The sequence below is a fragment of the Stenotrophomonas sp. PS02297 genome (assembly GCF_029959705.1).
In the GTDB taxonomy this organism is placed as follows: domain Bacteria; phylum Pseudomonadota; class Gammaproteobacteria; order Xanthomonadales; family Xanthomonadaceae; genus Stenotrophomonas; species Stenotrophomonas nitritireducens.
In genome coordinates this window covers 1-23,291 of the sequence record NZ_JASCOS010000056.1, presented here as the reverse complement: position 1 = coordinate 23,291, position 23,291 = coordinate 1, and the positions used below count along the sequence as shown (strand labels likewise).

Below are 23,291 nucleotides of genomic sequence, written 5' to 3'. Positions count from 1 at the left end.
TGCAGGAAGCCTGAAAGGCCGCGCGCGGCCCCGCCGCGCTCGTCCTGCGCCCCGCCCGCCGCACCCGGCAGAGACGTGCGGCGGGCGAGCGGTTCCGTGCATGCGCGCAGTGCCGGTGCGGAAGCGGCCCCGGGGATGGGCGAGGATGCTCCGCCGCTCTTGTCCGCTGCGCTTGCCCGGCTCCATTGCGGACCGCAGGCCATCGTGCTCGATCGATGGCCCGCAGTGCAGGCGGCGCACCGCCATGGGCTTTGCCTGCGGCCATCTGGGATAATGGCGCCTTTCCTCGCATGGAACGGCCATGACCCTGAAAACCCTGCTCAACGAAACCCACCGCTCGCTCGGCGCCAAGATGGTCGACTTCGGCGGTTGGGACATGCCGATCCACTATGGTTCGCAGATCGACGAACACCACCTGGTGCGGCGCGCCGCCGGCATGTTCGACGTCAGCCACATGACCGTGGTCGACCTGAAGGGCGCGCGTACCCGCGAGTTCCTGCGCCAGCTGCTGGCCAACTCGATCGACAAGCTCAAGGTCACCGGCAAGGCGCTGTACTCGTGCATGCTCAATGCCGAGGGCGGGGTCATCGACGACCTGATCGTCTACTTCCTGGGCGACGACTTCTTCCGCATGGTGGTCAACGCCTCCACCCGCGAGAAGGACCTGGCCTGGATCGGCCAGCATGCCGCTGCCTTCGGCGTGGAGATCGTCGAGCGCGAAGACCTGGCCATCGTCGCCGTGCAGGGTCCGCAGGCGCGCGCGCTGGTCGCCGGCCTGGTTGCCGAGGCCGACCGCGCGGCGCTGGACAAGCTCGGCCGCTTCGCCGCGCTGGAGGTCGCTTCGGCCGACGGCGTGCCGCTGTTCGTCGCGCGCACCGGCTACACCGGCGAGGATGGTTATGAAGTGCTGCTGCCGCAGACGGCGGTGGTCGCGTTCTGGAACGCGCTGCTGGCCGCGGGCGTGAAGCCGGCCGGCCTCGGCGCGCGCGACACGCTGCGCCTGGAAGCGGGCATGAACCTCTACGGCCAGGACATGGACGAAGCCGTCAGCCCGTTCGAAGCGGCGCTGGGCTGGACCGTCAGCCTGGACGAAGGCCGGGACTTCATCGGCCGCGGCGTGCTGGAAGCGCAGAAGGCCGCCGGCGACGCGCGGCAGATGATCGGCCTGGTGATGGACGAGAAGGGCGTGCTGCGCCACGGACAGAAAGTGCTCACCGCCAACGGCGAGGGCGAGATCCTGTCCGGCACGTTCTCGCCGACGCTGGGCAAGGCCATCGCCTTCGCCCGAGTGCCGGCCGGCGCGCCGGGCGACGTGCGCGTGGACATCCGCGGCAAGGAAGTGCCGGTGCGCATGGTGAAGTTCCCGTTCGTGCGCGACGGCCAGCCGCAGGCCGGCATCAACGCCTGATCGCCATCCCGGCCGCGCGGGGCATCGTCCCGCGCGGTCCGTTAAACTAAGCGTCCATCCCGTCCACCGTTTCTTCCGGAGCAGTTCCATGAGCGAGATCCCTGGCGACCTCAAATTCCTCAAATCCCACGAATGGGCCCGCGTCGAAGGCAATGGCCGCGCCACCGTCGGCATTTCCGACCACGCGCAGGGCCTGCTCGGCGACCTGGTCTACGTCGAACTGCCCGGCGTGGGCGACACGGTGCAGGCCGGCAACGCCGCCGCCGTGGTCGAGTCGGTCAAGGCCGCCTCCGACGTCTACAGCCCGATCTCGGGCACCGTGGTCGAAGTCAACGAAGCCCTGGCCGACAAGCCGGAGACCATCAACGAAGACGCCTACGGCGATGGCTGGCTGTTCGTCGTAGAGATGTCCGAGCCGGAGCAGGTGAACGAACTGCTCGGTCCGGACGACTACGCCGAGCTGCTGGAAAACGACGACCACTGACCGGGTCGCATCGGACGAACAGGACGGCCGCCCAGTGCGGCCGTTTCTGTTTCCGGCGTCCGGATCGTTCGCATCGTGTCGCCGCTCTGTCGCCATGGCGGTGTCCTCGGTATCGCCGATGGCGATCGTCGGCATGACGGCGCAGATCCATCGGTCGGTTCAAGGGTCGTCGTTGTCGAAGGACGATGGCCGCGCATGGCGGTCGAGCGGGGCGGCGAAGCGGCACCGGGATGTCCTCGTCGCGATGAGCGGGAAGGCGGCAACGGCTCGCAAGGGCGCGAAGTGTTTGCGCAAAACGTTACTCGCGGTGCGCGAAAGTGCGATCGCGGCGGATGGAATGCAGGGTCCGGAGGCATTTTTTTTTCACGCGCCGGGAGCGGCGCGTCAACGTGCGGCGCGCGCGCGATGCGGCGTGGAGCGCGTGCGCGCCGCGAACGAATAGTGCTTTTTTTACGATGTTTTTCGCTTGCACCGCGAACGCATGCGCGGTGCAAGCGGCATCATCCGAGGATGCGGACGCGGCGAAGACGGGTGTTGCCGGCGCCGTCGACGTGAAGCTTTCCGGAAAAAGTTGCGCGCGGGTAGTTGACAGTAAAAAAAAGCGTGATTAGGTTTCGCCCAGCAGACCTTTGCTGCGGAAGCGAGTGAGCCGGATCAACATTCAGATGCGAAGCACAACCTGGACGTCCGCCACGCGCACAGATGGTGGAGCAGGAGCCGCTTCCTTCCGCGAAACACCCCCGAACAAGACATGGCACCCGTGGCGGGAATCGCTGCGGGTGTTTCTGTATCCGTCACGATGCGGTTGACGCATCGTCGGTCCTCCGCGATACACCGCGGATTTGCTTCAACTGGGCATTTCAATTCCATAGATCACTGACGAGGAGCCATCCAATGGCCACGAAGAAAGCTGCGAAGAAACCGGCCGCCAAGAAGGCGGTGAAGAAGGTCGCCAAGAAAGCTGCTGCCAAGAAGGCAGTGAAGAAGGTCGCGAAGAAGGCCACCGCGAAGAAGGCGGTGAAGAAGGCGGTGAAGAAGGTCGCCAAGAAGGCCACCGCGAAGAAGGCAGTGAAGAAGGTCGCCAAGAAGGCCACTGCCAAGAAGGCAGTGAAGAAGGCGGCGAAGAAGGTTGCCAAGAAGACCACCGCGAAGAAGGCGGTGAAGAAGGTCGCCAAGAAGGCCACCGCCAAGAAGGCGGTGAAGAAGGTCGCCAAGAAGGCCGTTGCCAAGAAGGCCACCGCGAAGAAGGCGGTGAAGAAGGTCGCGAAGAAGGCTGCTGCCAAGAAGCCGGCCGCCAAGAAGGTTGCTGCCAAGAAGAAGCCGGCTGCCCGCAAGAAGAAGGCGGCCCCGGTCGCGCTTCCGGCAACCCCGGCGCCGCTGATCTGATCCAGCGCTGAGCTGTACCTGGAACTCCTTCCCCGACTGCCCAGCGGGGAGGGAGTTTTTTTATGCGCGCCTGCCACCGCCGCTCCGACCAGCGCGGGCGGACGCCGGGCCGTTGACGGTGTGGCCGCTGGATGGAACGACGCAAGGCCCGCCGGGTCGGTGGGAAGGTGCGACTGCAGGACGCCGTGCGGGAGGTCCGGCGACGAAGGTCGCGGTGTCGGGATGCAGCGCCATCTTTTTGATCCACCCCCTCTGCGGCGGATGGAAGAGCACGGCCGGGATCACGCCGGCACGTGCGCGGGCATGCGTTCGATTGCACGGCGCCGCGCATGGAGCGCGGCGGGACGGCCGTTTCAGGGCGGAGTGGGCCGCATGAAAAAGGCGGCCGAAGCCGCCTTGCCGTAAGGAATGCCGCAGCCCGGGTCAGCGCGGGGAGGCGGTGGCGCGGCCGGAGGCAACGCCCTTCTTGCCGCGTGGCGCGCTGGCCGGCGCATCCTCGGCCATCAGGTTGTCGCTGCCGAAGTCGGTGTCCACATCCAGCCAACGCTGCGTGGGCAGGCCGATGGCGCGATCCAGGATCGTGGGCATCAGGCCGCTGGGTAGCGTGCTCTCGCCGTTCCACAATACGGCGATGCCGAGATCGCGCTCGGGCAGCAGGGCGACCAGGCCGCGGTAGCCCTGCACCGCGCCGGCATGGAACACCACGGTGTGGCCGGCGTAGTCGAACACGCGCCAGCCCAGCGCATAGCCGGCCGAATCCAGCCGCTCGCGGCGCCAGCCGGAACGCATCTCGCCGGGCGTGTTGACCAGCGGCGCGTGCAGCGTGGCCAGCAACGGCGCCGGCAGCACATCGGGACGGTGCCCGGTGTGGGCCAGCAGCCACTGCGCCATGTCGCTGGCGCTGGCATTGACGCCGGCGGCCGGGGCGACGCGGTAGTAGGTGGGCTTGGGCGACAGCGACACCCAGCCGTTGCGGCTGCGCACGTGCGGATGTGCCCAGCGCGGGCTGGCCTGGATGCCGGCCAGGCCGAGGCTGGCATCGTTCATGCCCAGCGGCTTGAAGATGCGGCGTTCGACCGCCTGCTCGTAGAAGCTGCCGGAGGCGGCGTAGACCACATCGCCGATCAGGCTGAAGGCGACGTTCTGGTACGCATAGCAGTCGCCCGGCTCGCACTTGAGCGGCGCGCTGGCGAGTTTGCGGGTCAGCGTGTAGTAGTCGGCGTTGGCTTCGATGTCGCGGTCGTAGGCGTTGTACGGCAGGCCGACGCGATGGCTCAGCACGTCGGCCACGGTGAGCCGGCTGGTCGCTTCGGGCGTGGCCAGCTGGAAGCCCGGCATGTAGTCGGTGACCTTGCTGTCCCAGCGCAGGGTGCCGTCGTTGACCAGCAGGCCGGCCATGGTGCCGGCGAACGCCTTGGACAGCGAGGCGAGGCGGAACACGGTATGCGCATCGACCGGCTGCGGGTTGCCGATGTCGGTGACGCCGAAGCCGCGCGCGGACAGGATGCGGCCGTTCTGCACGATCGCCATGGCGATGCCGGGCACGCGGTTGCCGTAGGTGAGCTGCTCGGCCATCGATTCGATGGCGGCGACATTGAAGCCGTCGGGCAGGGCCTGCACCTGGTCCGGGCGCAGCGCCGCCCGGTAGGGCATCGGCTGCGTCGGCGACTGCATCGGCGCGTTTTCCAGGTTCACCGGCAACTGCGGCGCCGATTCCGGCAGCGGCTGCGGGGTGGATGGGGTCTGGGCGGTGGACGACAGTGCGAAGGGCATCAACACACCGAGCAATCCCGATGCCACCGGACGGAAATGCCGGCGTCTGCTGTTGTCTTTCATCGTGATCGATGCCTGCTAGCTAAGGCTGTCGGCGATTCTAGCGCCGCTCTTTGCGATTGCACAAACGGCGAGAAAATGAATGGGCATCGCTTTGATATTCCTGGTTTTTCCGTCGGGACTCTCATCGTGGCCGCGGCGGAGCGTCCTGGCCGAGGATCAGCGCGGCCGCGCGCTCGGCCAGCATGATCGTGGGCGCGTTGGTGTTGCGACTGTAACCAGATTTACACCTTTGCAAATCAAATAGATGTAATCTTCCATCGGGCGGCTTGGAAGATTATTGGAAGCCGTACGCCGGTTTCGGGTGGTTTGCAGGGGACACCATCATGGCAAAGAAAAAGGCCCGCACCGACGGTTGGAAGCGCGTCGAGCAGGGCATCTACAAGCGCGTGTGGGCGGATGGCAGTGGCGGCGCATTGCTGGCCAAGATCACCCTGCCGGGTGGCGCGCAGAAGAACTCCGGCTCCATGCCGTACTTCACCAATCCTAGAGACGCGCAGGCGACCGAGAAGGCCGTCCTGATCGCCGTCCGCCGCTGGCGCACCGACAACCTGGAAGCCAAGGACATCCATGGCCAGGACGCCAGTCAGCGCCAGGACGAGCAGGACGACATGCTGGGCCACTGGTTCACCCAGTACATCGCGGACGCCACACTGACGCGGGTTGCCCACGATGCACGCGAGAAGGGCAAGGAGTGGACGACCTGGGCGGTGGTGCCGCTGCTGGACCACGCACCCGAAAGCCCGCGCGAGCGCGCCGCCCGGATCCAGAACGAAGAAGCGCAGTGCCTCGACCCCAAGAAGGCCGAGTGGCTGCAGATCTATCGCCAGGCTGAGGCGGAAACCTGCCAGCGCCTGGACGGCGGCTTGCCGCGCGGCGTGTGCGTTGCCGACACGACGTGGACGGCCAGGCAGGAAGTCCTCAGCCGGGCGGCAGCGAAGCGAGGCGAAACGTACAGCCCACCCAAGCGGCAGAAGTCGCCACCTATCCCCGCGCCATTCAATCGACCGCGCATGGGCGCCCAGGTGCTCGATACGAAGTGGTCGGCGGCCAAGTGGGATCGGGACCACGCCGTCCAGGTGTTGCGGGAGCAGGCCCACGGGATCATGTCCTGGCACCCGACGGCGGTGGACAAGCGCGCGCTGGAAGACGTGGCCAACGAGATGGCCACGCGCGTGGCCCAGAACACCGCCAACCGCAGGATGGTCTGCTTCGTGCGGGTCTTCAGGCGAGGTAGGGACGTGTGGCGTCGTCGCCCGTCGTTTGAGAAGCACAACGGGCGCATGGAGCGGGTCGAGCGGGCCTGGTGGCCGCACGATGCGCTGCCGACCGACACGATCAAGTGGAAGCAGCCGGAAAAGTCGAAGAGCCCCGAGATCATCACCGACGAGGACTGGGCACTGATCCTGGGGCAGATCCAGACGACCAACCGAAACCCGGACAAGGTCATGGAACCCACCACCGTGGCCGGGCTTTACTGGTGTCGGGCGACCGCCGCGCGACGCGGTAACGCCCACAAGCTGGAATGGCGCGACATCACTCCGCCCAAGGAAGCCCGGTTGCAGCGCACGCCCGAGGATCGGGAGTGGGTCGCCTTGCTGCGTGACGTCAAAACCCCGACCGGCCAGCCGACCGACATTGAAATCCCGTTGCTGGTCGGTGGCAGTGAAACGGAGGACGGGGTGCGCCCCTTGCTGATCGCGCGTGCCTGGGTGCTCGCTCAGCGCGCCATGACGGGCGAACTGGACGACCGAGCGCGCGAGGCCCTGGATGGCGACTGGGAGACTGCGACCGAACGGGAGCGCATGCGGGCACGGCGCACGGTGCGGGAGCAGCTGATGGCCGATCTGGGAACGCCGGACGACCTGGCGCGCGACCTGCGGGCGGGGCGGTTGAGGGGGCGCGTGTTCGGTGGCTCGCAGGACAAACTGACGGCCGCTTGGTCGCGCCTTCGCGATCGGGCGGTGTCGAAGTTGGAAGGGCGACTGGAAGAAGCCGAGCGGCAAGGCGACCAGGAGCAGGCGGGATTGTTGGCCGCCCAGATCACGCGCATCCGCAACGAGAAGCTTCACAGCATGCGCCACAGTCGCATGACCGAAATCACCGGGGTGCTGCTGCCGCAGGACGCCGCCCGGTTCTCCGGCCACAAGACCCTGGGCATGGTCATGCACTACTACCACACGACCCCGGCCAACGTGGCCAACAAGTTGCGCGCGGCCACCCAGCAGAAGGGTGCCGCCGACGAGCAGGACCAGTTGGTCCGGCTGATCGCAGGCTTGGACGAAGAGACCCGGCAAGGGTTGATCGCGGCGCTGCAGAAGAAGGCGACAGCCGACACCGCCTAGCCATCCGTCTAGCGTGTCTACGGTGATCCGGAACCAGGAGGGCAACAATGGCCAACGAGACGAGTGTCAAGCAATCGAAGGTTGACCAGGAGATCCTGGACGCCAAGCAAGGCTTGGTGGCGAGCCTATCGAATAAGGCCGCGGCGCGGTACCTAGGAGTATCTGTCAGGACACTTTTCCTGTTGGTTGAGAGCGGTGATGGGCCGCCGGTCTACAAGGCGCTGGCCACGGGGTCGGGAAAGAACCAGCACAAGCACTTCCCGTTCCGTGAGTTGGAGCAGTGGAACGAGGCTCGGATCCAGTACCCCCATCCGCGAAAGACGCGGCTGCTCAGACAGGAGTCGGAACGGGCGCAGCTACGCCACGAACTGTGGGACCTGGAACAGCGGGCGGAACACCTGAGAAAGTTTCTACGGGCGATCGACGACCCGTGGGCCAAGCGGTGGTGAGTGTGCGAACGGGAGGGCATGAAAGCTCACTTCGAGCGAATGAGAGCACTGCGCGGTCGAGAGTGAGATAGTCATCGCTACCGAACGTAAGAGGCATGACCGATGAGCAACAGCGGCGGTAACGGGAACCCTTGGTGGAAGGTTGTCGTGGTTGTGGTGATTGTCTTGGTCGCCTTCGCGCTATACCGCCATGCAACAAAGGGTGGCGGGCAGACCCAGAAACAGATTGATGCGGCGATCAAGAAAGCAGACGTGACAGAAGGTCATAGGCCATAGCGCCCAGGAACCCGCCCACAGCTGCACTGAAAAGTGCAGCTGTGTCCCAGCGGATGGCATCTTGTTTGACCTTGGCAAGCAAGTTCATGGTCACTTCCCCTTGACCTTGTCCGAGAACTTGGCGGCCAGCGCTTCGGCGTAGATGGCTTTAGCCTCCTCCATGGAGCAGCCGTAACCATCGGCCAACCTCAGGAGTTCGTCGGCGATCTTGCGGCGTGCACTGTCTACCTGCGCCTGGAGTAGATCCGCTGCTGCCTTGGCCTCGTCGTTGGCTTGCTGCCGGCGGTACTTCTTCCACTGATCCAGCAGGTCGTCGACCTTCTCCTTGGAGAGCCCTTGGGCGATGGCGGTGGCCACTGACATGTCTGGTTCCTCGACGCGGTCGCTACGCTTGCGGGGCTTTGTGGTGGCCGGTGAAGCTTTGGCTGGCTTGGTTGGCCTCGCCGCTGCTCCCTTGCTGGAACCTTTCGACGGCACAGTCGCGGCTTGTGCTCCTCCCTGGGCCGAACCGGCATCCGTGCTGTTCTGGTCCTCATTCGGTTTGGCTGTGCCATTTGCCGGTGGTTGTGCCTGCTTCGGCGTGCCGAATGCCATTTGCTTCATCTGGGTCGGGTCGATGTCTGTCATGGCGTCACCTATCGCGTGGGGATGCCAACACCATGAAAGAAAGCCGCGATCGCGCAAGGGTGACGGCCGACGGCGGAAGCCGAGGCCCGAGTGCAGCCGCGCCAGCGGCCCAGTTGTCCCGCCGCCGTCAGGCGGCAAATGCTCTTGGGCGAACGTCGCGACGGAAGTCGCGACAGCACATGCCGCCCGAGCAACGCGAGGGCGGCATCGACTTTTGCGAAGTCAGACGCAACAGGTCAGGGCGACATCTCGTTGTCGCGGTCAGTCGGTGGAGCGATGGGGGCTGGCTTGGTCGGAGCGCAACGGCTCAGGAAGGCGGCAAGGTCGCGGGTCAGGCGAACACGATCAGCATCGGTATGGGCGAAGCGGGGCGGAAGACGCGAGACGACATCGGCGGCAAGCTTGGCGGCAACATCGGGGGCATAGGGTTGCGGGACAGGCATGGCGCGAGGCGGTGGGGCGTTAGAGGCAGTGTGCGGCAGGTGAAGCATTTGGCAAGTTGGTGAGCAGGCTGACGATGGCTTTGGAGGGTGGTTGGCTGTTGGACTGGTGGAGCGGGCTGGCGTTTGATGGGGGCAGGTAGCGTTGAACGGGTGAGGCGCGCTGGTGGATTTTGGCTGGCGGCGACGACTGACGGTGAAACATGTCAGTCGTCGAACGATCGACGCTAAAGCTGTCGATCGCAGAGCGATGGCTAGGACATTGCTGACAAGCAGCAATACACGAATGCACCTGAGGTGAGCAAAAAGAGCGCTTTCTGCGAGCCAAAGCGTTGAAATCACACGCCAGGAGCCTTGCTCACCCCGGAGGGCTTGCGGAAAACGGTGCCCGCCGCATGCTGGAGTAGGCCTCACAGATCTACCCACCATGAGCACGCAAATCCGCTTCCGCCTCAGTGGCGAAGAGGAACAAACCTTCCTGCAAGCCGCAAAGCGCGCTGGCCTTTCGCCAGACGCCTACGCCAGAACGCGTGCGCTGACCCCGATCAACCCGGAAGAGGCGATGCCCATGGCGCTCCTGCAGCGCCTGGCTACCATGGAAGTCATGCTGAACCAGCTGGCCAAGCCGCCCGCCATTCCCAGCACGAAGGTGTCCGGGATGGAAGCCACCGACCTGCTGCTCGCGATCCGGGACGAGTGCGTGCGGGGCGTCAATGGCTTCCTGCGCATCCTGGATGGCGACACGCTGGACAGCCCCCTGAGCCGTCGGGAGCCGCCCGACAAGCCGAACTGAGGACGCGCTGCCATGGCCATCCTCAAGTCGACCAAGCTCACGCTCCTCCACGACGGCAGTGCCGGCGCGGTGCGCAAGTACCTGGAAACGACGGGCGCGTACTACGCGCAGGATGGCAAGGACCAGAACGACCTGTCGCCCTTGCCGCCGGCCGAGTGGCTGGACAGCCCCGCCGTTGCGCGCCTTGGACTGAACCCGCCTGGGCGCACGCAAGACGACCAGAACAAGGACCTGGCCAAGCTGCTTGCCGGCTACCACCCGACCACGGGTGAGAAGCTGGTCCAGAACGCGGGCGAGGCCGGACGATGCATGGCGTTCGACATGACCTTCTCGCCACGCAAGGAATACAGCTTGGCGTTCGTGGCCGCCAACACCGAAGAGCGCCGGCAGATGACCGAGGCGTTCCACCGAGCGCGGGGCAAGGCCCTGGCGCTGATCGCCGATGGCCTGAACACCCGTGCCGGGACAGGTGGGCATCGCCATGTCGGGATCGACGGCCTGATCGTGCGGGCTGTCGACCATATCGACAACCGGGAAGGCGAGCCGCAGTGGCATTGCCATGCGGTGGTGGCCAACGTGGCCCTGGACAAGGAGGGCAAGTTCCGCACCATTGATCCGCGCGCCCTTATGCGGAGTAGCGGCAGCCTGCAGGAAGCTGCCCAGGAAGTATTCGCCCGCGAGCTCGCCCGCGGCATGCAGGCCATGGGCCTGGGGATCGAACGAAAGCGGTTGCTGGACGCGCACGGACGCGACACGGGCAAGGTTGCCAACGTCATCGCGGGCGTGGACCAGGAGGTATGCGATGCCTTCTCCACGAGGCGGAAACAGATCAAAGAGGGGCTGGCGAAGGCCCGGCTGACGAACAAGAAGATCACCGCCACTGACGTGGCCAAGTCGAGCCGAAAGAACAAGGAGCTAAGTGCCGGCCAGGTCATCGGCAACGCGCGCGAGAAGATGGAAGCCATGGCCGAACTCACGCCGGGCCTGTTCCACAAGACGAAGGCCATCCTGGGGCGTGCCAGCGTCGAGCTGGAAACGAACAAGGGACCGGAGGGCTGGTTCGACGACATGCACGCCATGGAGAGTCACTGGAACCGCTCGTCGCTCATTGCCAAGATGGCCCGCGAGTTGCCCCTGGACAGCGATGTCGATGTCCCCCAGGAGGCCGACCGCCTGCTGGCCCAATGGGAAGCCGAGGGCAAGATCATCCGGTTGAGCGATGACTCGAAGCTCGGGCACAAACGCTGGTGTTCGCGCACGCACTGGTACATCGAGGAAGACGTGCTGCCGGCCGCGCGGGCGCGCGCCAACGAGCAGGAGATCCGGCTCAACCGCAGGGCGGTGGCCATGGCCATCGAGGTCCATGAGGCCGCCATGTCCAAGACGTTGAAGAAGCCTGTGCAGCTGACCGACGAGCAGAAGGCCAGCGTGTTCCATGTGGCCTGCGAGACCGGGGGGCTTGCCTGCATCATCGGGCGGGCCGGCACGGGCAAGAGCGCCAGTGCGGGCGCCTACGTGCGCGCCTTCAAGGCCGCGGGGCGGCGCGTCATTGGCACCAGTACCAGCCAGGCGGCCACCGACAACCTCAAGAAGGAAGCCGAGATCGACGGCATGAACACCGCCGAGCTGCTGCATGCCCTGGACAACGGCAAGCTGTCGCTTTCGGCCATGGATGTCATCGTGCTGGACGAGGCGGGCATGGTGGGCGCCAAGACGTTCCGCCGGATCCAGCAGCATGTGGATCGGGCGGGCGGCAAGCTGGTGGCCGTCGGCGACCCCAAGCAGTTGCAGGCCATCGAGGCGGGCAGCCCCTTCTCGCAGTTGTGCGAGTCGTTTGGGGCGGCGGAAATCACCCAGATCCAGCGCCAGCGCAACCTGGAAGCCCGGTCGCTGGCCGAGTCGTTCTACAACGACAAGAAGACCGGCGAGGACATCGTCAACGAGATGCTGGCCAAGGGCATGCTCAAAACCGCCAAGCACCAGATCAAGGCGCTGGCCAAGGCGTACCTGGAAGACCAGCGCGACGTTCGCAACAAGCTGATCGTGGTCAACACCCACCTGGATGGCGAGGCCGTGGACACCGTCGTGCGCCAGGGCCTCAAAGAGCAGAACGTCCTGTGGGAGCGTACGAGCACGATGCTGAGCCTGGGCAAGGGCGAGCACCAGCGGGAGCTGGAGGTCTGTATTGGCGAGCGCATCCGCTTCCAGAGCAACGCTCGAAAAGATCGCAAGACCCAAAGCCGCGAGTGGAACAACAACGATATCGGCACGGTGACCGGAATACGCCAGAACCGGAAGGGTGGCCATGTCATCTCCATCACGCTGGACGACGGACGCAAGGTGAAGGTCGATACCGACAAGTTCCCCCACATCGGCTATGCCTATGCACGGACAGCGCACAGTGCCCAGGGCCTGGGTGCCGATGCCACGTACTGGCTGGCAGGGGGTGGCAGGATCGATCGCAACATGGGCTTGGTGGCCATGACGCGGACCAAGGAGAACTTCCACGCGTTCGCCACACCCGAAGGTGCCAAGCGGTTGGCCAGTGCCCTGGACGAGTGGGGCGAGAAGGAAACGGTCAAGGAGCTGGCCAGGCGCAAGAGCGCAATCCCGGTGGCCAAGCAACTGGAGCAACAGTTGCCAACAATCCTGGGCGAGTCCGAGCACCCCATCGATGCGGGCGTGCAGGCGGCCATGGTTCGGCAGACCAACGAAGCGCTGGATCACGCCAACGAGATCGCCCGCGCTGGGCGCGACTTCAACCAGGCCATGGTGCGCTGGAAAGACATTTGCGACGAGGAACGTGGCAGGGAGATGGCCAAACAGGAAACGCTGCTTGCGCCTGGCGGTGTGATTGACGGCTACGAGGGGTTGTCGGACCAAGTCGACGAGTACGTCCGTAAGTCGCTCAAGCGCGGGTACGACACGGCGGTCAAGCAGTTGGAACGGGTACGGGAGCGCCTGGCCATCCTGACACCGACAACGCCAGCGGCGCGGGTTCAGGCGCAGCGTGAAATGACCGCCTGGCTGGATAAGGACTACGTCGGCGGTGCCAAGGCAGCCTTCATTGATCTGCGCTTGCGTGAGGCCAGCCCATGGTTGTCCAGCTTCCGGGGACGCGCCAAGGAGCGCAGGAAGATCATCGTTCAGCGCCAGCAGGCGTTGTTGGAGGAGCTGCTCGAAATCCAGCGGACCCGCTCAGGCCCTGAAGTCAAAGCCATGCAAGACCGGGTGAAGGACCGCGCCAGAAAAGTCGATGACCTGCACGATGCGCTGGACCGGATCCACGGCGAGAAGCACAAGAAGACGTTTGGCGCCTTGCAACGCAAGGTGGCGCTGGGCATCGACCTGGAGACGGCGTTCGAGGACATCGACTGGAATGAGTCGCGGTTCCAGGATCGCGAGCGTGGGGAAGAGTTGTTTGAGGAAGCCCTGAAACTCAAGCCAGGGGAACAACTCAAGCCGCGCAAGCTACCCGGCTTGTTGAAGACCCAGCCTGAGATCCCGAAGCCGAAGCCGCCGAACCTAAAAGGGCACGACCAAGAGATCCCGTTCTAACCCCCTGGTGCCTAGGTAGCAGGGGAGCGGCGGGGCGCCAGGGGGTTAGTGGCGGCCGTTTGGTCGGGCCCCAGGTCCAGGTCGAACCTGAATATGGAAGGCTTCAATCTCGACCGGTGCGATGCTACGGTGTTTCTGTATAGCCCCGCCGCCAGCCCGCCAGAGTTACTCATGCTGGACGATGACCGCTACGTATTCCGTATAGACGCCTTCACCCCCGAGACCATCCCTATGGCTCGGTTGGCGGCGTATATGGCTGAACTGGCAGCCATGCTGGGCGAAGAGGGCAACGTCCACTTCGAGAAGATCACGAAAGGCAGCGCCAAGCTGGCGGTCAAGGTTGAGCGGCCCGCCGTCACCAAGGTTCGAAACAACGTCAACGAAGCTCGAATGGGCGTGCGTGGTACGCGCGGTGACCGCTATCGGAAGCTGAATGAAATGCTCCGCAGCGACAACGCGGAAGGGACGCTCAAGCTCAACAACAGCAATATCCTCGCGTTCCCTGGACGCAAGGAACCCCGGCCTCCGAAGTTGGGGCCGTTCACTCAAGCCTTTTCCCGAGACGGTCAGCTGGTCCGTATTGGTGGTAAGGACAAGACTGCTCACGCCTCGATCCAGGACGCCGAAGGCCAGACATGGAGCTTCGAAGTGTCCAGGGGGCTGGCTCGCGAGCTTGCCCCTCATCTTTTCGAGGGCGTGATCAGGCTGACAGGCACCGTTCGCGCGACGCGAAACGATGATGGCGAGTGGTCTTATGACGGGCTCAAGGCGCATCAGTTCGAGGAACTGCGGGCAGAGTCCCTGATGGACACGCTGGGTCGGATCCGGGCGCTGTCTTCTTCCGAGACTTGGCTGCCTGACGCTTGGCAGCGACTTGCGCAAGAGAGGGATGACGACTGATGGTTGTTGCAGACACCGCAACCCTGCTTTTCATCCTGCAACCAGACGCCAGTGCCCCGCTTGGCGATGATGGCGAACCCATTCCGAAGTGCCGGGAACGGGTTGAGCTGTTGCTCCACAACCTCAGCGAGGCTGGTGTTCGCGTGGTTGTGCCTACACCAGTTTTGGCCGAGTTGATGGTCAGTGCGGGGCCTGGAAAGGTTCAGCTCCTGGGGGAGATAAGCCATTCGTCGGCCTTCTCTGTCGTCTCGTTTGATCAGATCGCCGCTGTTGAGTGTGCGTGTCTCAACGACCCCACGATGGGTAAGAAGCTGGGGCCAAAGGACACCAAGGCCAAGGTCAAGTTCGACCGTCAGATCCTGGCCATTGCCAAGGTGGCTGGGGCGCACACGCTTTACACCGACGATAAGAAGCTGATCGCTAGGGCCACGGCGAATGGCCTGAAGACGGTGCGGATGCAGGATTTGCCATTGCCGCCAGAGCCTCCTCAGGGGGAGCTTGAACTTGTTCAGGCACCGCAAGCTGAGCCGGCAGGCATGCCGCCGTAGGGAGGTCAGGTGGGTCGCCGAAGAGGGGGCTGTGCGTTCTGTATAATGGTTATACCGCAGCTTGACCGCGGTGGAGAAACCTGAACGGGATGGGTCTGGTGGTTGCTTTCGCCCCCCTGCTCATGTAGATTTCTTCCTGCCCCCCTAGCCGGTAACCAGGAGGCGCCCGCCAGTTCTACTGGCCTAGCGATACGCTGGTAAGAGGATCCCGGTCCGCTACAAACAAAGGCCCCGCATCGCGGGGCTTTTGTTTTGGGGGGGCTTGGCTGACTTAGAGCCCCATCTTCTTCGCGCAGACGGCTGCGAAGAGCGTGGAGTCGGTGCGCCGGGAGCGCATGGGCACATCTTTGAGATAGGCGCTCTGCACGTACAGGATCAGACGCGCGCCGCTTCCTTGGACACGTGGCGATCGGTAGAGATCGAAGAACACGTGGTAGTACTCGATGGATTGGGCATTGCCTTGCCGCTCCAGCACCATCAAGTTGTTGCGGGTCGTCTCGAAGCAACGAGGGTTTTTTCCGGTGGTCATGTCCTTGAGCAACTGCGGAAGGCCTTGCGACCGCTGGTATCGGTCGGCGTGATACACCCGCATCGCGTTGCTCGCGTCGTACCAGGTTTCCTCAGCAGGTACAGGGCTTGGATGGATTTGAGGGTCGAACGCCTCGGTGACGACGTGGCAGTCGAACACCACGCGGATGTCGATGGCCATCGCGGGGTGCTTGCCATCCTTTGTTGCCGGTCGACTCAACGTCATGTCGAACGGCAACAGGTGATTGAACGAGCGAGATAGTCCCTGGATCTCGCGATCCGCCCACACTTCCCATTGCGCGGGATTGCGCCACGGGTTCTTGCGCAGAACCTCCGCCGAGGGTGCAGGGATAGCCTCCAACGGCACAGGCAGCGCTTGTGCTTCCTCGGGGGCGGGTTGTTCGTCCGTCACGTCGCTAGTCAACCGCCCAACTCCGCGCGATCAAGGTTCTGCCCCGCCTTGACCAGGTCGTAGATCAGCCCGACGAGCGGGGCCAGTGCCTGCTGGTCATGCTTCAACACGTGGGCTGCCAGCGTGCTGTGCGAGTCCAGGGCGCGCACCAGGGCCGACTGGACCGAGCCCTTGATGTTGCCGGCCATGGCCACGTCGCGCGTGTTGTTCTTGACCTGGGCCACCGTGTTGGCGTCCTCGCGCACGATGTCGGCCACATGGTTGACCAGGGCCACCTTGTCGGTCAGTGCCGTTGCCTCGCCGAAGATCGAGTTGAGCTTGGCGATCACCTGGCGCAAGTAGACGGGTACCGGGGGCAGGCCACCACCACCTGGGCCCACGGGCTGCAGGATCAGGGCCTGATCATCATCACCATCATCACCACCACCCGAGGCGGGTTTGTCCTTCGGCTTGATGTCGAACCCCGTCAGCAGCAAACCGGACACATCGACCTGGTCAGGCGGGACACCGTTCAAGCGCTTGGACAGCAGGCGGGCGAAGCTGGCAAATGCCTCCAGGCTCGGATCGCCGAAGTCGATCGTCTGTGCGATGTAGGTGTACAGGGTGCCGAAACGGGACAACCCCGACTTGAAGTCCAGCAGCCTCTGGAGATCTTCCGCGGCCGTCGCGCGCCTGGCGTCGGCGGCCTTCATGCCGGCCTCGTTGCCCTGGCCCTTGGCGTGCTCGAAGTCTTTCTCGGCCGCCAGGATGGCGTTGCGGGCGGCGGCTAGCGCATCGTTGAAACGCTGGGTGGGCACGCTGGTGGCCGCATAGAGCTGTTTGTGTATCGCGTCGTCGCCCGCGGTGTAGGCGGCGGCTGACTTGAAGCGCACCGCCGTGTAGGTCTCGACATCGCTCTGGGTGTAGATGTTGGCCTTGTCCAGATCGCCCTGCAGCACATAGACCACGTTGGGATCCTGGGCCTTCTCGATCTTGGCGCCTGCGTCGTACAGGGCGAACGCATCCAGGATGGACTGCGGATCATTGACGAAGTCCACGACAAACGTGGTGTCCTTGCCTGCGGTGGTGCGGTTGAGGCGCGAGAGCGTCTGGACGATCTCCACCGGGTTGGCGATCTTCTTGTCCAGGTACATCGCGCACAGCTTGGGCTGATCGAAGCCGGTCTGGAACTTGTTGGCCACGATCATGACCCGGAACTCGGGACGGTCGAACACCTTGCGCAGATCCGAGCCGTACTGCCTGGTGTTCATCGTGGCTTCGGTGAACTGCTCGTCTTCAGCTGCTGCGAACGGATCGTCCTTCAACTGCTCGTCGGAAGCGTGCATCACTTCCTTGCCCGTCAGCGAGCCGGAGAACGCCACCAGGGCCTGGAACGCCTTGTGCTTGGGGTTGGCCTCGATGTACGCATCGAACGCCTTCTTGTAGCGGACGGCGGCGGCGCGCGAGGAGGTCACGATCATGGCCTTGGCCGTCCCGCCCAGGAGCGGGGCGACATTGGCCGCGAAGTGCTCGACGATGAACTCGACCTTCTGGGTGACGTTGGTGGCGTGCAGCGACATCCACTTGGCCAGGGCGCGCTTGGCGGCCTTGCCCTCCACGCGCTTGCCGTCCTTGGCAGGCTCGGCCAGGTTGAACGCGGTCTTGTAGGGCAGGTAGCCCTCCAGCACGTCCAGGATGAACCCCTCATCGATGGCCTGGCGCATGGGGTACTTGTCGAACGAGAACGGCAGGTTGTCCTTGCTGGCTGGCTTGGTCGGGTCAGGGCGCGTCCCGAACAGCATGAGTGTTGCGTGCTTGGGCGTGGCCGTAAACGCGAAATAGGACACGTTCTTGGGGCGGGCACGCGAGGACTGGATCTTCTCCAGCAGCTCTTCCACGGTGAGCCCTTCCATCGCCTTGGCATCGCGCAGGGCGAGCGTGGCCTGCAGCTTGGAGGCCGCCGTGCCGGTCTGGCTTGTGTGGGCTTCGTCGATGATGACCGCGAAGTTTCGATCGGCCAGCTTCCCGTTGGTCAGGATTTGCTCCATCGCGTAGGGGAAGGTCTGGATCGTCACTACGATGATGGGGGTGCCGCGCTCCAGGGCTTCGGCCAGCTCCTTGGACTTGCTCAGGCCAGTGTCCTTCTCGCCAATGGCGGCGATCAGATCCTTCTGGTGGTCGATCTGCTGGACGGCGTCCTGGAGCTGCTTGTCAAGCACCGTGCGATCGGTGACCACGATGACCGAATGGAATAGGCTGGCGCCGGCATCGGTGCGCAGGCGGATCAGGTCATGCGCCGTCCAGGCGATGGTGCTGGTCTTGCCGGAGCCTGCCGAGTGTTCGCACAGGTAGGACTGGCCAGGGCCCTTGCCCTTGGCGTCCTCGATCATGCGGGTGACGGCCTTCCACTGGTGGAAGCGCGGGAAGATCTGCGTTTCCTTCTTCTTGTGGTTGCCGGCCAGGTCGACGACCTCCTTCTTCTCCGTGTACACGAAGCTGTGGAAGATCCGCAGCCAGTTGTCACGGTCGCAGATCTTCTCCCAGAAGTAGGCGACCGGATACTCGCCATCCTCGCGGATTGGATTGCCCTTGCGGCCATCGCGCCCCTGGTTGAAGGGGAGGAAATAGCTGTTCTTGCCATCCAGCTTGGTGCACATCTGGATGTCGCTGTCCGACATGGCGAAGTGGACGACCGCGCCCCGCTGGAACGTCAGCAAAGGCTCCTTCCTGCGGGTCGCCGGATCCATCGGCAGGCGGTCGTCCATGTACTGGGTGACGGCCGCTTCTGCGGACTGGGTGAAGTCGGTCTTGACCTCCACGGTGGCCACGGCCAGACCGTTGATGAAGAACACCAGGTCGATGGCCAACGTGCTGCCAGGGCGGTACATGAGCTGCGGCACCACGCGCAGGATGTTGGCGTTGTAGCGATCCCAGGCCGTCGGGTCGCGTGCATCCTCGGGCAAGCCTTCGCTCAGACTGATTTCGCCTGCGCCCGCGATCTTCACCCCGCGACGCAGGACATGGACGGTGCCGTCTTTCTCCAAAGCCTGGCTCAACCGATCCATGAGCGTGGCAGTCGCCTTGTCGCCATTGCTCGCCACGAGCTTCGCCCATTTCGTGGGCTGCGTTTCCTGGATCCAGGCCACCAGGTCCTCGGGGTAGAGAGCGTGGTTCTGGTCGTAGCCCGAGGTGTCGCCCACCTTCCATCCGCGCGCGATGAGTTGCTTGACGATGTAGTTCTCGAACTCTTTCTCGCGGTGGGCGGTGTCAGTGAGGGCGGTTTGCATGAGGTGTCCTTAGGCCGCGGGGCGCAGGTCGATCTTGCCGGTGACGGCAGCGGTGATGAGGGCCGTGCGGTGTTCGCGCAGCAGTTCGATTGAGCGCTCGGTCTTGGCGATCAGGGTGTCGATGCGCGTGGTGGCGCGGTCGAGGAAATCAGCAATGGCTATCTGTTCGTCTACGGGCACATGCGGCAACGGCACCTTAGTGAAGTTCTCGAACCGAAGCGCTTGGCCATCGCGTACCAGGTCAGATGTGGCCTGCAGTGCCTGAATGTAAGTGATGCTCTTGAATGCCCATCGGAAATAGGCTGGAACCACCCACTTTATGGGCGTTATCGGCACGTAGGCCGAGCTTACTGAGCCCTCATACTCAGAGAGCTCGAGTCCGCCTTGGAAGCTACGCATGCTGATAACAAAGTCGCCGGGTAGCGTCCGCTTCAGGATGTCGTGTCCTTTCTGCACAACTACGATTCGGCGTCCTTCTCGCTCCATAAACTCAGCTTGCGGAAGGAGCCCGTATTTCTGCGATGCCGTGAGCTGCTGATCATCGGCGCGGGCTTTCTCGTTTCGTTCCGAGAACAATCGCCGACTTTGGACCACATCCCAATGCGCCGGCACCACACCCAGCCACTCCACGCCGCTGTCCTTCATTGCGACATCGCGATCCAGCCCCTTGGTCACGGCATGCGTGATCAGGGCCTGGCGCTTTTCGCGCAGTAGCTCAATGAAACGGGTCTTCTTGGCCACCAGGGCGTCTATGCGGGTGGTGGCGCGGTCGAGGTGGGAGGCGATGGCATCCATCTCGGACACAGTCGGTACCAAAACAGGTAGCCGCTTGAGATCGTCGAACTTCATTGACTGCCGAATGCCGCCGCCAATGCCGTAGAACACCTTGGTAGTGTCGTAAGCCCGCATGAGGTACTCAAAGAAGCGGGGACTCGCCGACGGACGTACGGTCACGTAGGCAGAAGTGATGATCCCGCGCTCCGGCGAGCGAGCTGACCGAAGGCTGGTCTTGTCGTTCTGTAGATCAGTGAGACGGAATACGATGTCGTTTGCCTCGATGATGTTGTATCCCTCGAAGCTAGCTGGAGTAAGACCTTCCAGGCGATCCATATCCTTGCGAACAAGGCGGCCATAACTAAGCGAGAGGAGGTTTTTCTCTTTCAATCCAGTGTTCGGATGGTCGACTTCCGCGGCAAACGAGTAGAAAGGGCGAACCGACCAGTGAGACGGAACTTGGCCTACCCAGTCGATGCCAGAGTCTTTCATTTGGCGGACGGCAGAAAGAGGCATCATTCCGCCACCTCATCCAGCAGCGCGGCAATCTCTGCTTCCACCACCTTCAACTCGGCGTCGATCTCGTGCAGATCGCGCGGTGGGACGTACTTGTAGAAGTAGCGGTTGAAGTTGATCTCGTAGCCGACCTTGCCCACCTGGCCATCGCGCTCGTCGGTGTACTCGGCGTCCACCCAGGCATCGGCCACATGCGGCAGCACTTCCGCGTCCATGTAATCGCTGATCGACCGGGCGAGTGGCACGGACTCGAAGTCTTCCAGCTCCTTGTCCGGTACAGGGTTGCCCTCCTCATCCAACACTTCCGGCGCATCCTGGTCGCGCACGCCCAGCGAGGCTTCCAGGGCATTGGCCAACGGCTTGCCAACCTTGCCCAATCCGGCGTTCTTGGCGAGCGCTGGCAAGGTGGCCAGCCATGCGTAGGGGTGCGTCTGGCCCAGGTACTTGCGGAGCAGGGTGAGCCACCCGTTCTGCTCCTCCTTGTCCAGCTTGGCGAAAGGCTTGCTGGCGGCTAGGGCAGCCAGCGTGTTCTCGTTGATCTGGACGGTCAGGCGCAATGGACGCTGGATCTTGATCCGGCGGTAGCCGAAATCGCGGTAGTCCACGATCCGCACGTTCTCGCCCGGCGCGAAGTCGGCGTAGAGCCGGGCGATGTCCTGGATCTGCTCGTCGCTCACGTACCGGCGCTTGTTGCCCTCGGACTTGCGCATGGGGCTGTGCAAAGCGGTGGCGTCGATCAGCTGGACTTTGCCGCGGCGGAGTTCGGGCTTGTTGTTTGTCAGGATCCAGATGTAGGTGCCGATACCGGTGCGGAAGAAGATATCGGTGGGCAGGGCGACGATGGCATCGATGTAGTCGTTTTCCAGGAGCCAGCGGCGGATCTCGGTTTCACCCTGGCCGGCGTTGCCGGTGAACAGGGGCGAGCCCGACAAGATGATGGCTGCACGACCACCGCCCTTGTTGGGGTGTTCGAGCTTGGACACGAGGTGCTGGATGAAGAGCATGGAGCCGTCGGACACGCGAGGCGTACCCGCGCCGAAACGACCCTCGAAACCCTTCTCCTTGGCTTCGCGCTCGACGAACGCCTGGTCCTTCTCCCACTTCTTGCCGAATGGCGGGTTGGACAGGCAGTAGTGGAAGCGCTGGCCCGCGTAGGCGTCCTGGGAGAGCGTGGACTTGGGGCCGGCGATGTTGGCCGCCAGGTCGCGGGAGGGTTCGGTTTCCAGACGACGCAGCAGCATGTTGGCCAGCGCCACCGCATGGGTTTCCGGTTCCAACTCCTGGCCGAACGGGATCAGCACGGGTGGCGCCTTGCCTTGGGCGGCAAAGCCATCGACGTAGTTCATGGCATCGGTCAGGAAGCCGCCGGTCCCACAGGTGGGATCGTAGAGCGTGCGGATTAGGCCGGGGTTGTTGCGAAACAGCGCATCGTCGGGATCGAGCAGCAGGGTCGTGGCCAGGTGGACGACATCGCGCGGCGTCATGAAGTCTTCGGCCGCTTCGTTGACCTCGGAACCGAAGCGGCGGATCAGGTGCTCATAGATGTTGGACATCACCCGGTCGGGGACGACATCCGGGTGCAGGTCGGTGTTGGCGAAGTTCTGGCAGATCTTGAACAGGATGTCGGCGCGGGCGAGCCTGGCGATCGTGTCGGTGAAGTTGAACTGGTCGAAGATGACGCGGGCGTTGTCCGAGAACGCGGCCACGTAGGCTTCCAGGTTCGACTTGGTCTTGGTCGCGCCCAGGGTGGCCAGCGAGTACTGGGACGTGTTGTAGAAGGGCAGGCCGGCCTTCTGGCGCAGGATCAAGTCGGTATCCAGCCCCTTGTCCTTGAACTTGGCATAGGTGTCGCGGACGACCTCACGCGTGGGTTCCAGCACGCACTCCAGACGGCGCAGCAGCGTGAACGGCAGGATGATCTTGCCGAAGTCAGTGTGCTTGAAGTCGCCCCACAGGTCCTCGGCGTTCTTCCAGATGAAGCTGGCGAGCACGGTGTCGGAAGCCTTCGGGGCCTCGGTGGCGGGAGCAGCGGGTTGCGCGTTCTTGGTCATGGTGCCTTCGGTGTCAAAGCAAACGGGTGGCCGACAGCGCAGGCGCTGACAGCGGAATGGGTGGGCAACTGGATTTCCCCTTGGGCATCCCAACACGAGGCCGTCTCCAGGGATGAGACCCGGGAAGCCATCGGCAGCAGGACGCCTGAGCAGAGGTTACCCATTGGGATACCTCCGCGCGAACTCGGCCAAGATCCTGGCCGCGCGTTGCTTGGGTGGCGTGCGGGTGGGCTGGCGCCGCACATCGGTCAGGGCCTGGCGGAGCGCTTCCAGTAGCTCGGCGTCCGTGCGTTCCCGGACGAACTGGGCATCGGTCGAGTTGGCCACCGCCGCCGCGGCCATGCTCTCTTTGCGGTGCCGATACGCACGCGCCCGCTCTGCATCGCTCATGGGGCCCGCGTTGGGGTCCTTGTATGGGCGGCCGGTGCGGCGCTTGGGCGGGGCGGGGCTTTCGGAAGGCACTGGGTGGGTGAGGTTGGGCGCGTGGGATTGGTGGATGCTGGGTAACCTAGTCGTGATGCATCACAAAAGCAAGGGGAAGGCGGGGCGGTGCAGGTATGGGCTTGCTACATCGGTGGACTGGGCTTGCTACGTCTGGGGCCGCCTGGCGGCGGCCGGGCATCTGGGGTGGAGCGAAGGCCCTGCGGCGCTGGCGCGCCGCTGCTCCGCGCTGGGGTGGGTCGGTGGGGTGAGGCGG

Annotated in this window: 18 protein-coding genes; 10 read left to right on the top strand and 8 right to left on the bottom strand. The window is 64.1% G+C overall.

Annotation, left to right across the window (positions count from 1 at the left end):
* Positions 1–301 precede the first annotated feature (301 nt).
* The 4 genes from gcvT to QMX80_RS11635 all read left to right on the top strand — a co-directional run bounded on the left by gcvT (position 302) and on the right by QMX80_RS11635 (position 3,278).
* Entirely contained in the window at positions 302–1,408 is a 1,107-nt protein-coding gene (gene gcvT / locus QMX80_RS11650; RefSeq protein WP_273082751.1) for a glycine cleavage system aminomethyltransferase GcvT, read from the top strand.
* An 88-nt stretch (positions 1,409–1,496) separates the two neighbouring features.
* Positions 1,497–1,892, top strand: a complete 396-nt coding sequence (gene gcvH / locus QMX80_RS11645) for a glycine cleavage system protein GcvH (protein WP_055771195.1) — start codon at positions 1,497–1,499, stop codon at positions 1,890–1,892.
* A 118-nt stretch (positions 1,893–2,010) separates the two neighbouring features.
* Positions 2,011–2,334, top strand: a complete 324-nt coding sequence (locus QMX80_RS11640) for a hypothetical protein (protein WP_282277200.1) — start codon at positions 2,011–2,013, stop codon at positions 2,332–2,334.
* 452 nt (positions 2,335–2,786) lie between these two features.
* Positions 2,787–3,278: a hypothetical protein gene (locus tag QMX80_RS11635; RefSeq protein ID WP_273082757.1), complete on the top strand. Its 492-nt coding sequence runs from the start codon at positions 2,787–2,789 to the stop codon at positions 3,276–3,278.
* 423 nt (positions 3,279–3,701) lie between these two features.
* Here the strand turns inward: QMX80_RS11635 and QMX80_RS11630 are convergent, their stop codons facing one another.
* On the bottom strand, positions 3,702–5,114 hold the full coding sequence (locus QMX80_RS11630; RefSeq protein WP_282277199.1) for a serine hydrolase domain-containing protein: 1,413 nt from the start codon (positions 5,112–5,114) through the stop codon (positions 3,702–3,704).
* 323 nt (positions 5,115–5,437) lie between these two features.
* On the opposite strand from QMX80_RS11630, the gene QMX80_RS11625 reads away from it, so the two are divergent.
* Both QMX80_RS11625 and QMX80_RS11620 read left to right on the top strand, forming a co-directional pair.
* On the top strand, positions 5,438–7,456 hold the full coding sequence (locus QMX80_RS11625) for a hypothetical protein (RefSeq protein ID WP_282277198.1): 2,019 nt from the start codon (positions 5,438–5,440) through the stop codon (positions 7,454–7,456).
* A 47-nt stretch (positions 7,457–7,503) separates the two neighbouring features.
* A complete protein-coding gene (locus QMX80_RS11620; RefSeq protein WP_282277197.1) occupies positions 7,504–7,905 on the top strand; it encodes a hypothetical protein in 402 nt (133 codons plus the stop codon).
* 238 nt (positions 7,906–8,143) lie between these two features.
* Here the strand turns inward: QMX80_RS11620 and QMX80_RS11615 are convergent, their stop codons facing one another.
* Both QMX80_RS11615 and QMX80_RS11610 read right to left on the bottom strand, forming a co-directional pair.
* The gene (locus QMX80_RS11615) at positions 8,144–8,269 is read right to left on the bottom strand and encodes a hypothetical protein (protein ID WP_282277196.1); all 126 of its coding nucleotides are present in this window, start codon (positions 8,267–8,269) and stop codon (positions 8,144–8,146) included.
* Between the two features lie 2 nt (positions 8,270–8,271).
* Positions 8,272–8,808 (bottom strand): hypothetical protein, encoded by a 537-nt coding sequence (locus QMX80_RS11610; RefSeq protein WP_282277195.1) that lies wholly within the window; start codon positions 8,806–8,808, stop codon positions 8,272–8,274.
* 867 nt (positions 8,809–9,675) lie between these two features.
* Here QMX80_RS11610 and QMX80_RS11605 point away from each other — a divergent pair.
* The 4 genes from QMX80_RS11605 (at position 9,676) to QMX80_RS11590 (ending at position 15,047) form a co-directional block, all read left to right on the top strand.
* Positions 9,676–10,041, top strand: coding sequence for a hypothetical protein (locus QMX80_RS11605; protein ID WP_282277194.1), 366 nt, complete (start codon positions 9,676–9,678; stop codon positions 10,039–10,041).
* 12 nt (positions 10,042–10,053) lie between these two features.
* Entirely contained in the window at positions 10,054–13,599 is a 3,546-nt protein-coding gene (gene mobF, locus QMX80_RS11600; RefSeq protein WP_282277193.1) for a MobF family relaxase, read from the top strand.
* Positions 13,600–13,692: 93 nt separating this feature from the next.
* Positions 13,693–14,499: a hypothetical protein gene (locus QMX80_RS11595; protein ID WP_282277192.1), complete on the top strand. Its 807-nt coding sequence runs from the start codon at positions 13,693–13,695 to the stop codon at positions 14,497–14,499.
* Positions 14,499–15,047 (top strand): hypothetical protein, encoded by a 549-nt coding sequence (locus tag QMX80_RS11590; protein WP_282277191.1) that lies wholly within the window; start codon positions 14,499–14,501, stop codon positions 15,045–15,047. Before QMX80_RS11595 ends, QMX80_RS11590 begins: the two co-directional genes overlap by 1 nt.
* 271 nt (positions 15,048–15,318) lie before the next feature.
* Here the strand turns inward: QMX80_RS11590 and QMX80_RS11585 are convergent, their stop codons facing one another.
* From QMX80_RS11585 to QMX80_RS11565, 5 genes are all read right to left on the bottom strand, one after another.
* Positions 15,319–15,987, bottom strand: coding sequence for a hypothetical protein (locus QMX80_RS11585; protein WP_282277190.1), 669 nt, complete (start codon positions 15,985–15,987; stop codon positions 15,319–15,321).
* An 8-nt stretch (positions 15,988–15,995) separates the two neighbouring features.
* A complete protein-coding gene (locus QMX80_RS11580) occupies positions 15,996–19,253 on the bottom strand; it encodes a DEAD/DEAH box helicase family protein (protein ID WP_282277189.1) in 3,258 nt (1,085 codons plus the stop codon).
* Positions 19,254–19,262: 9 nt separating this feature from the next.
* Positions 19,263–20,546, bottom strand: coding sequence for a restriction endonuclease subunit S (locus QMX80_RS11575; RefSeq protein WP_282277188.1), 1,284 nt, complete (start codon positions 20,544–20,546; stop codon positions 19,263–19,265).
* Positions 20,543–22,594 carry a class I SAM-dependent DNA methyltransferase gene (locus tag QMX80_RS11570; RefSeq protein WP_282277186.1) on the bottom strand — a complete coding sequence of 684 codons (2,052 nt, stop codon included), beginning with the start codon at positions 22,592–22,594 and terminating at the stop codon, positions 20,543–20,545. Before QMX80_RS11570 ends, QMX80_RS11575 begins: the two co-directional genes overlap by 4 nt.
* Before the next feature lie 156 nt (positions 22,595–22,750).
* Positions 22,751–22,984 carry a hypothetical protein gene (locus QMX80_RS11565; RefSeq protein WP_282277185.1) on the bottom strand — a complete coding sequence of 78 codons (234 nt, stop codon included), beginning with the start codon at positions 22,982–22,984 and terminating at the stop codon, positions 22,751–22,753.
* Positions 22,985–23,291 lie beyond the last annotated feature (307 nt).

Excerpts from the sequence above, each read along its gene's own strand:
- gcvT (WP_273082751.1), top strand. The coding sequence starts at position 302 with ATGACCCTGAAAACCCTGCTCAACGAAACCCACCGCTCGCTCGGCGCC.
- mobF (WP_282277193.1), top strand. The coding sequence starts at position 10,054 with ATGGCCATCCTCAAGTCGACCAAGCTCACGCTCCTCCACGACGGCAGT.
- QMX80_RS11635 (WP_273082757.1), top strand. The coding sequence starts at position 2,787 with ATGGCCACGAAGAAAGCTGCGAAGAAACCGGCCGCCAAGAAGGCGGTG.
- QMX80_RS11565 (WP_282277185.1), bottom strand. The coding sequence starts at position 22,984 with ATGAGCGATGCAGAGCGGGCGCGTGCGTATCGGCACCGCAAAGAGAGC.
- QMX80_RS11570 (WP_282277186.1), bottom strand. The coding sequence starts at position 22,594 with ATGACCAAGAACGCGCAACCCGCTGCTCCCGCCACCGAGGCCCCGAAG.
- QMX80_RS11590 (WP_282277191.1), top strand. The coding sequence starts at position 14,499 with ATGGTTGTTGCAGACACCGCAACCCTGCTTTTCATCCTGCAACCAGAC.
- QMX80_RS11615 (WP_282277196.1), bottom strand. The coding sequence starts at position 8,269 with ATGAACTTGCTTGCCAAGGTCAAACAAGATGCCATCCGCTGGGACACA.
- QMX80_RS11630 (WP_282277199.1), bottom strand. The coding sequence starts at position 5,114 with ATGAAAGACAACAGCAGACGCCGGCATTTCCGTCCGGTGGCATCGGGA.
- QMX80_RS11640 (WP_282277200.1), top strand. The coding sequence starts at position 2,011 with ATGGCGATCGTCGGCATGACGGCGCAGATCCATCGGTCGGTTCAAGGG.
- QMX80_RS11595 (WP_282277192.1), top strand. The coding sequence starts at position 13,693 with ATGGAAGGCTTCAATCTCGACCGGTGCGATGCTACGGTGTTTCTGTAT.
- QMX80_RS11625 (WP_282277198.1), top strand. The coding sequence starts at position 5,438 with ATGGCAAAGAAAAAGGCCCGCACCGACGGTTGGAAGCGCGTCGAGCAG.
- QMX80_RS11575 (WP_282277188.1), bottom strand. The coding sequence starts at position 20,546 with ATGATGCCTCTTTCTGCCGTCCGCCAAATGAAAGACTCTGGCATCGAC.
- gcvH (WP_055771195.1), top strand. The coding sequence starts at position 1,497 with ATGAGCGAGATCCCTGGCGACCTCAAATTCCTCAAATCCCACGAATGG.
- QMX80_RS11620 (WP_282277197.1), top strand. The coding sequence starts at position 7,504 with ATGGCCAACGAGACGAGTGTCAAGCAATCGAAGGTTGACCAGGAGATC.
- QMX80_RS11580 (WP_282277189.1), bottom strand. The coding sequence starts at position 19,253 with ATGCAAACCGCCCTCACTGACACCGCCCACCGCGAGAAAGAGTTCGAG.
- QMX80_RS11605 (WP_282277194.1), top strand. The coding sequence starts at position 9,676 with ATGAGCACGCAAATCCGCTTCCGCCTCAGTGGCGAAGAGGAACAAACC.
- QMX80_RS11610 (WP_282277195.1), bottom strand. The coding sequence starts at position 8,808 with ATGACAGACATCGACCCGACCCAGATGAAGCAAATGGCATTCGGCACG.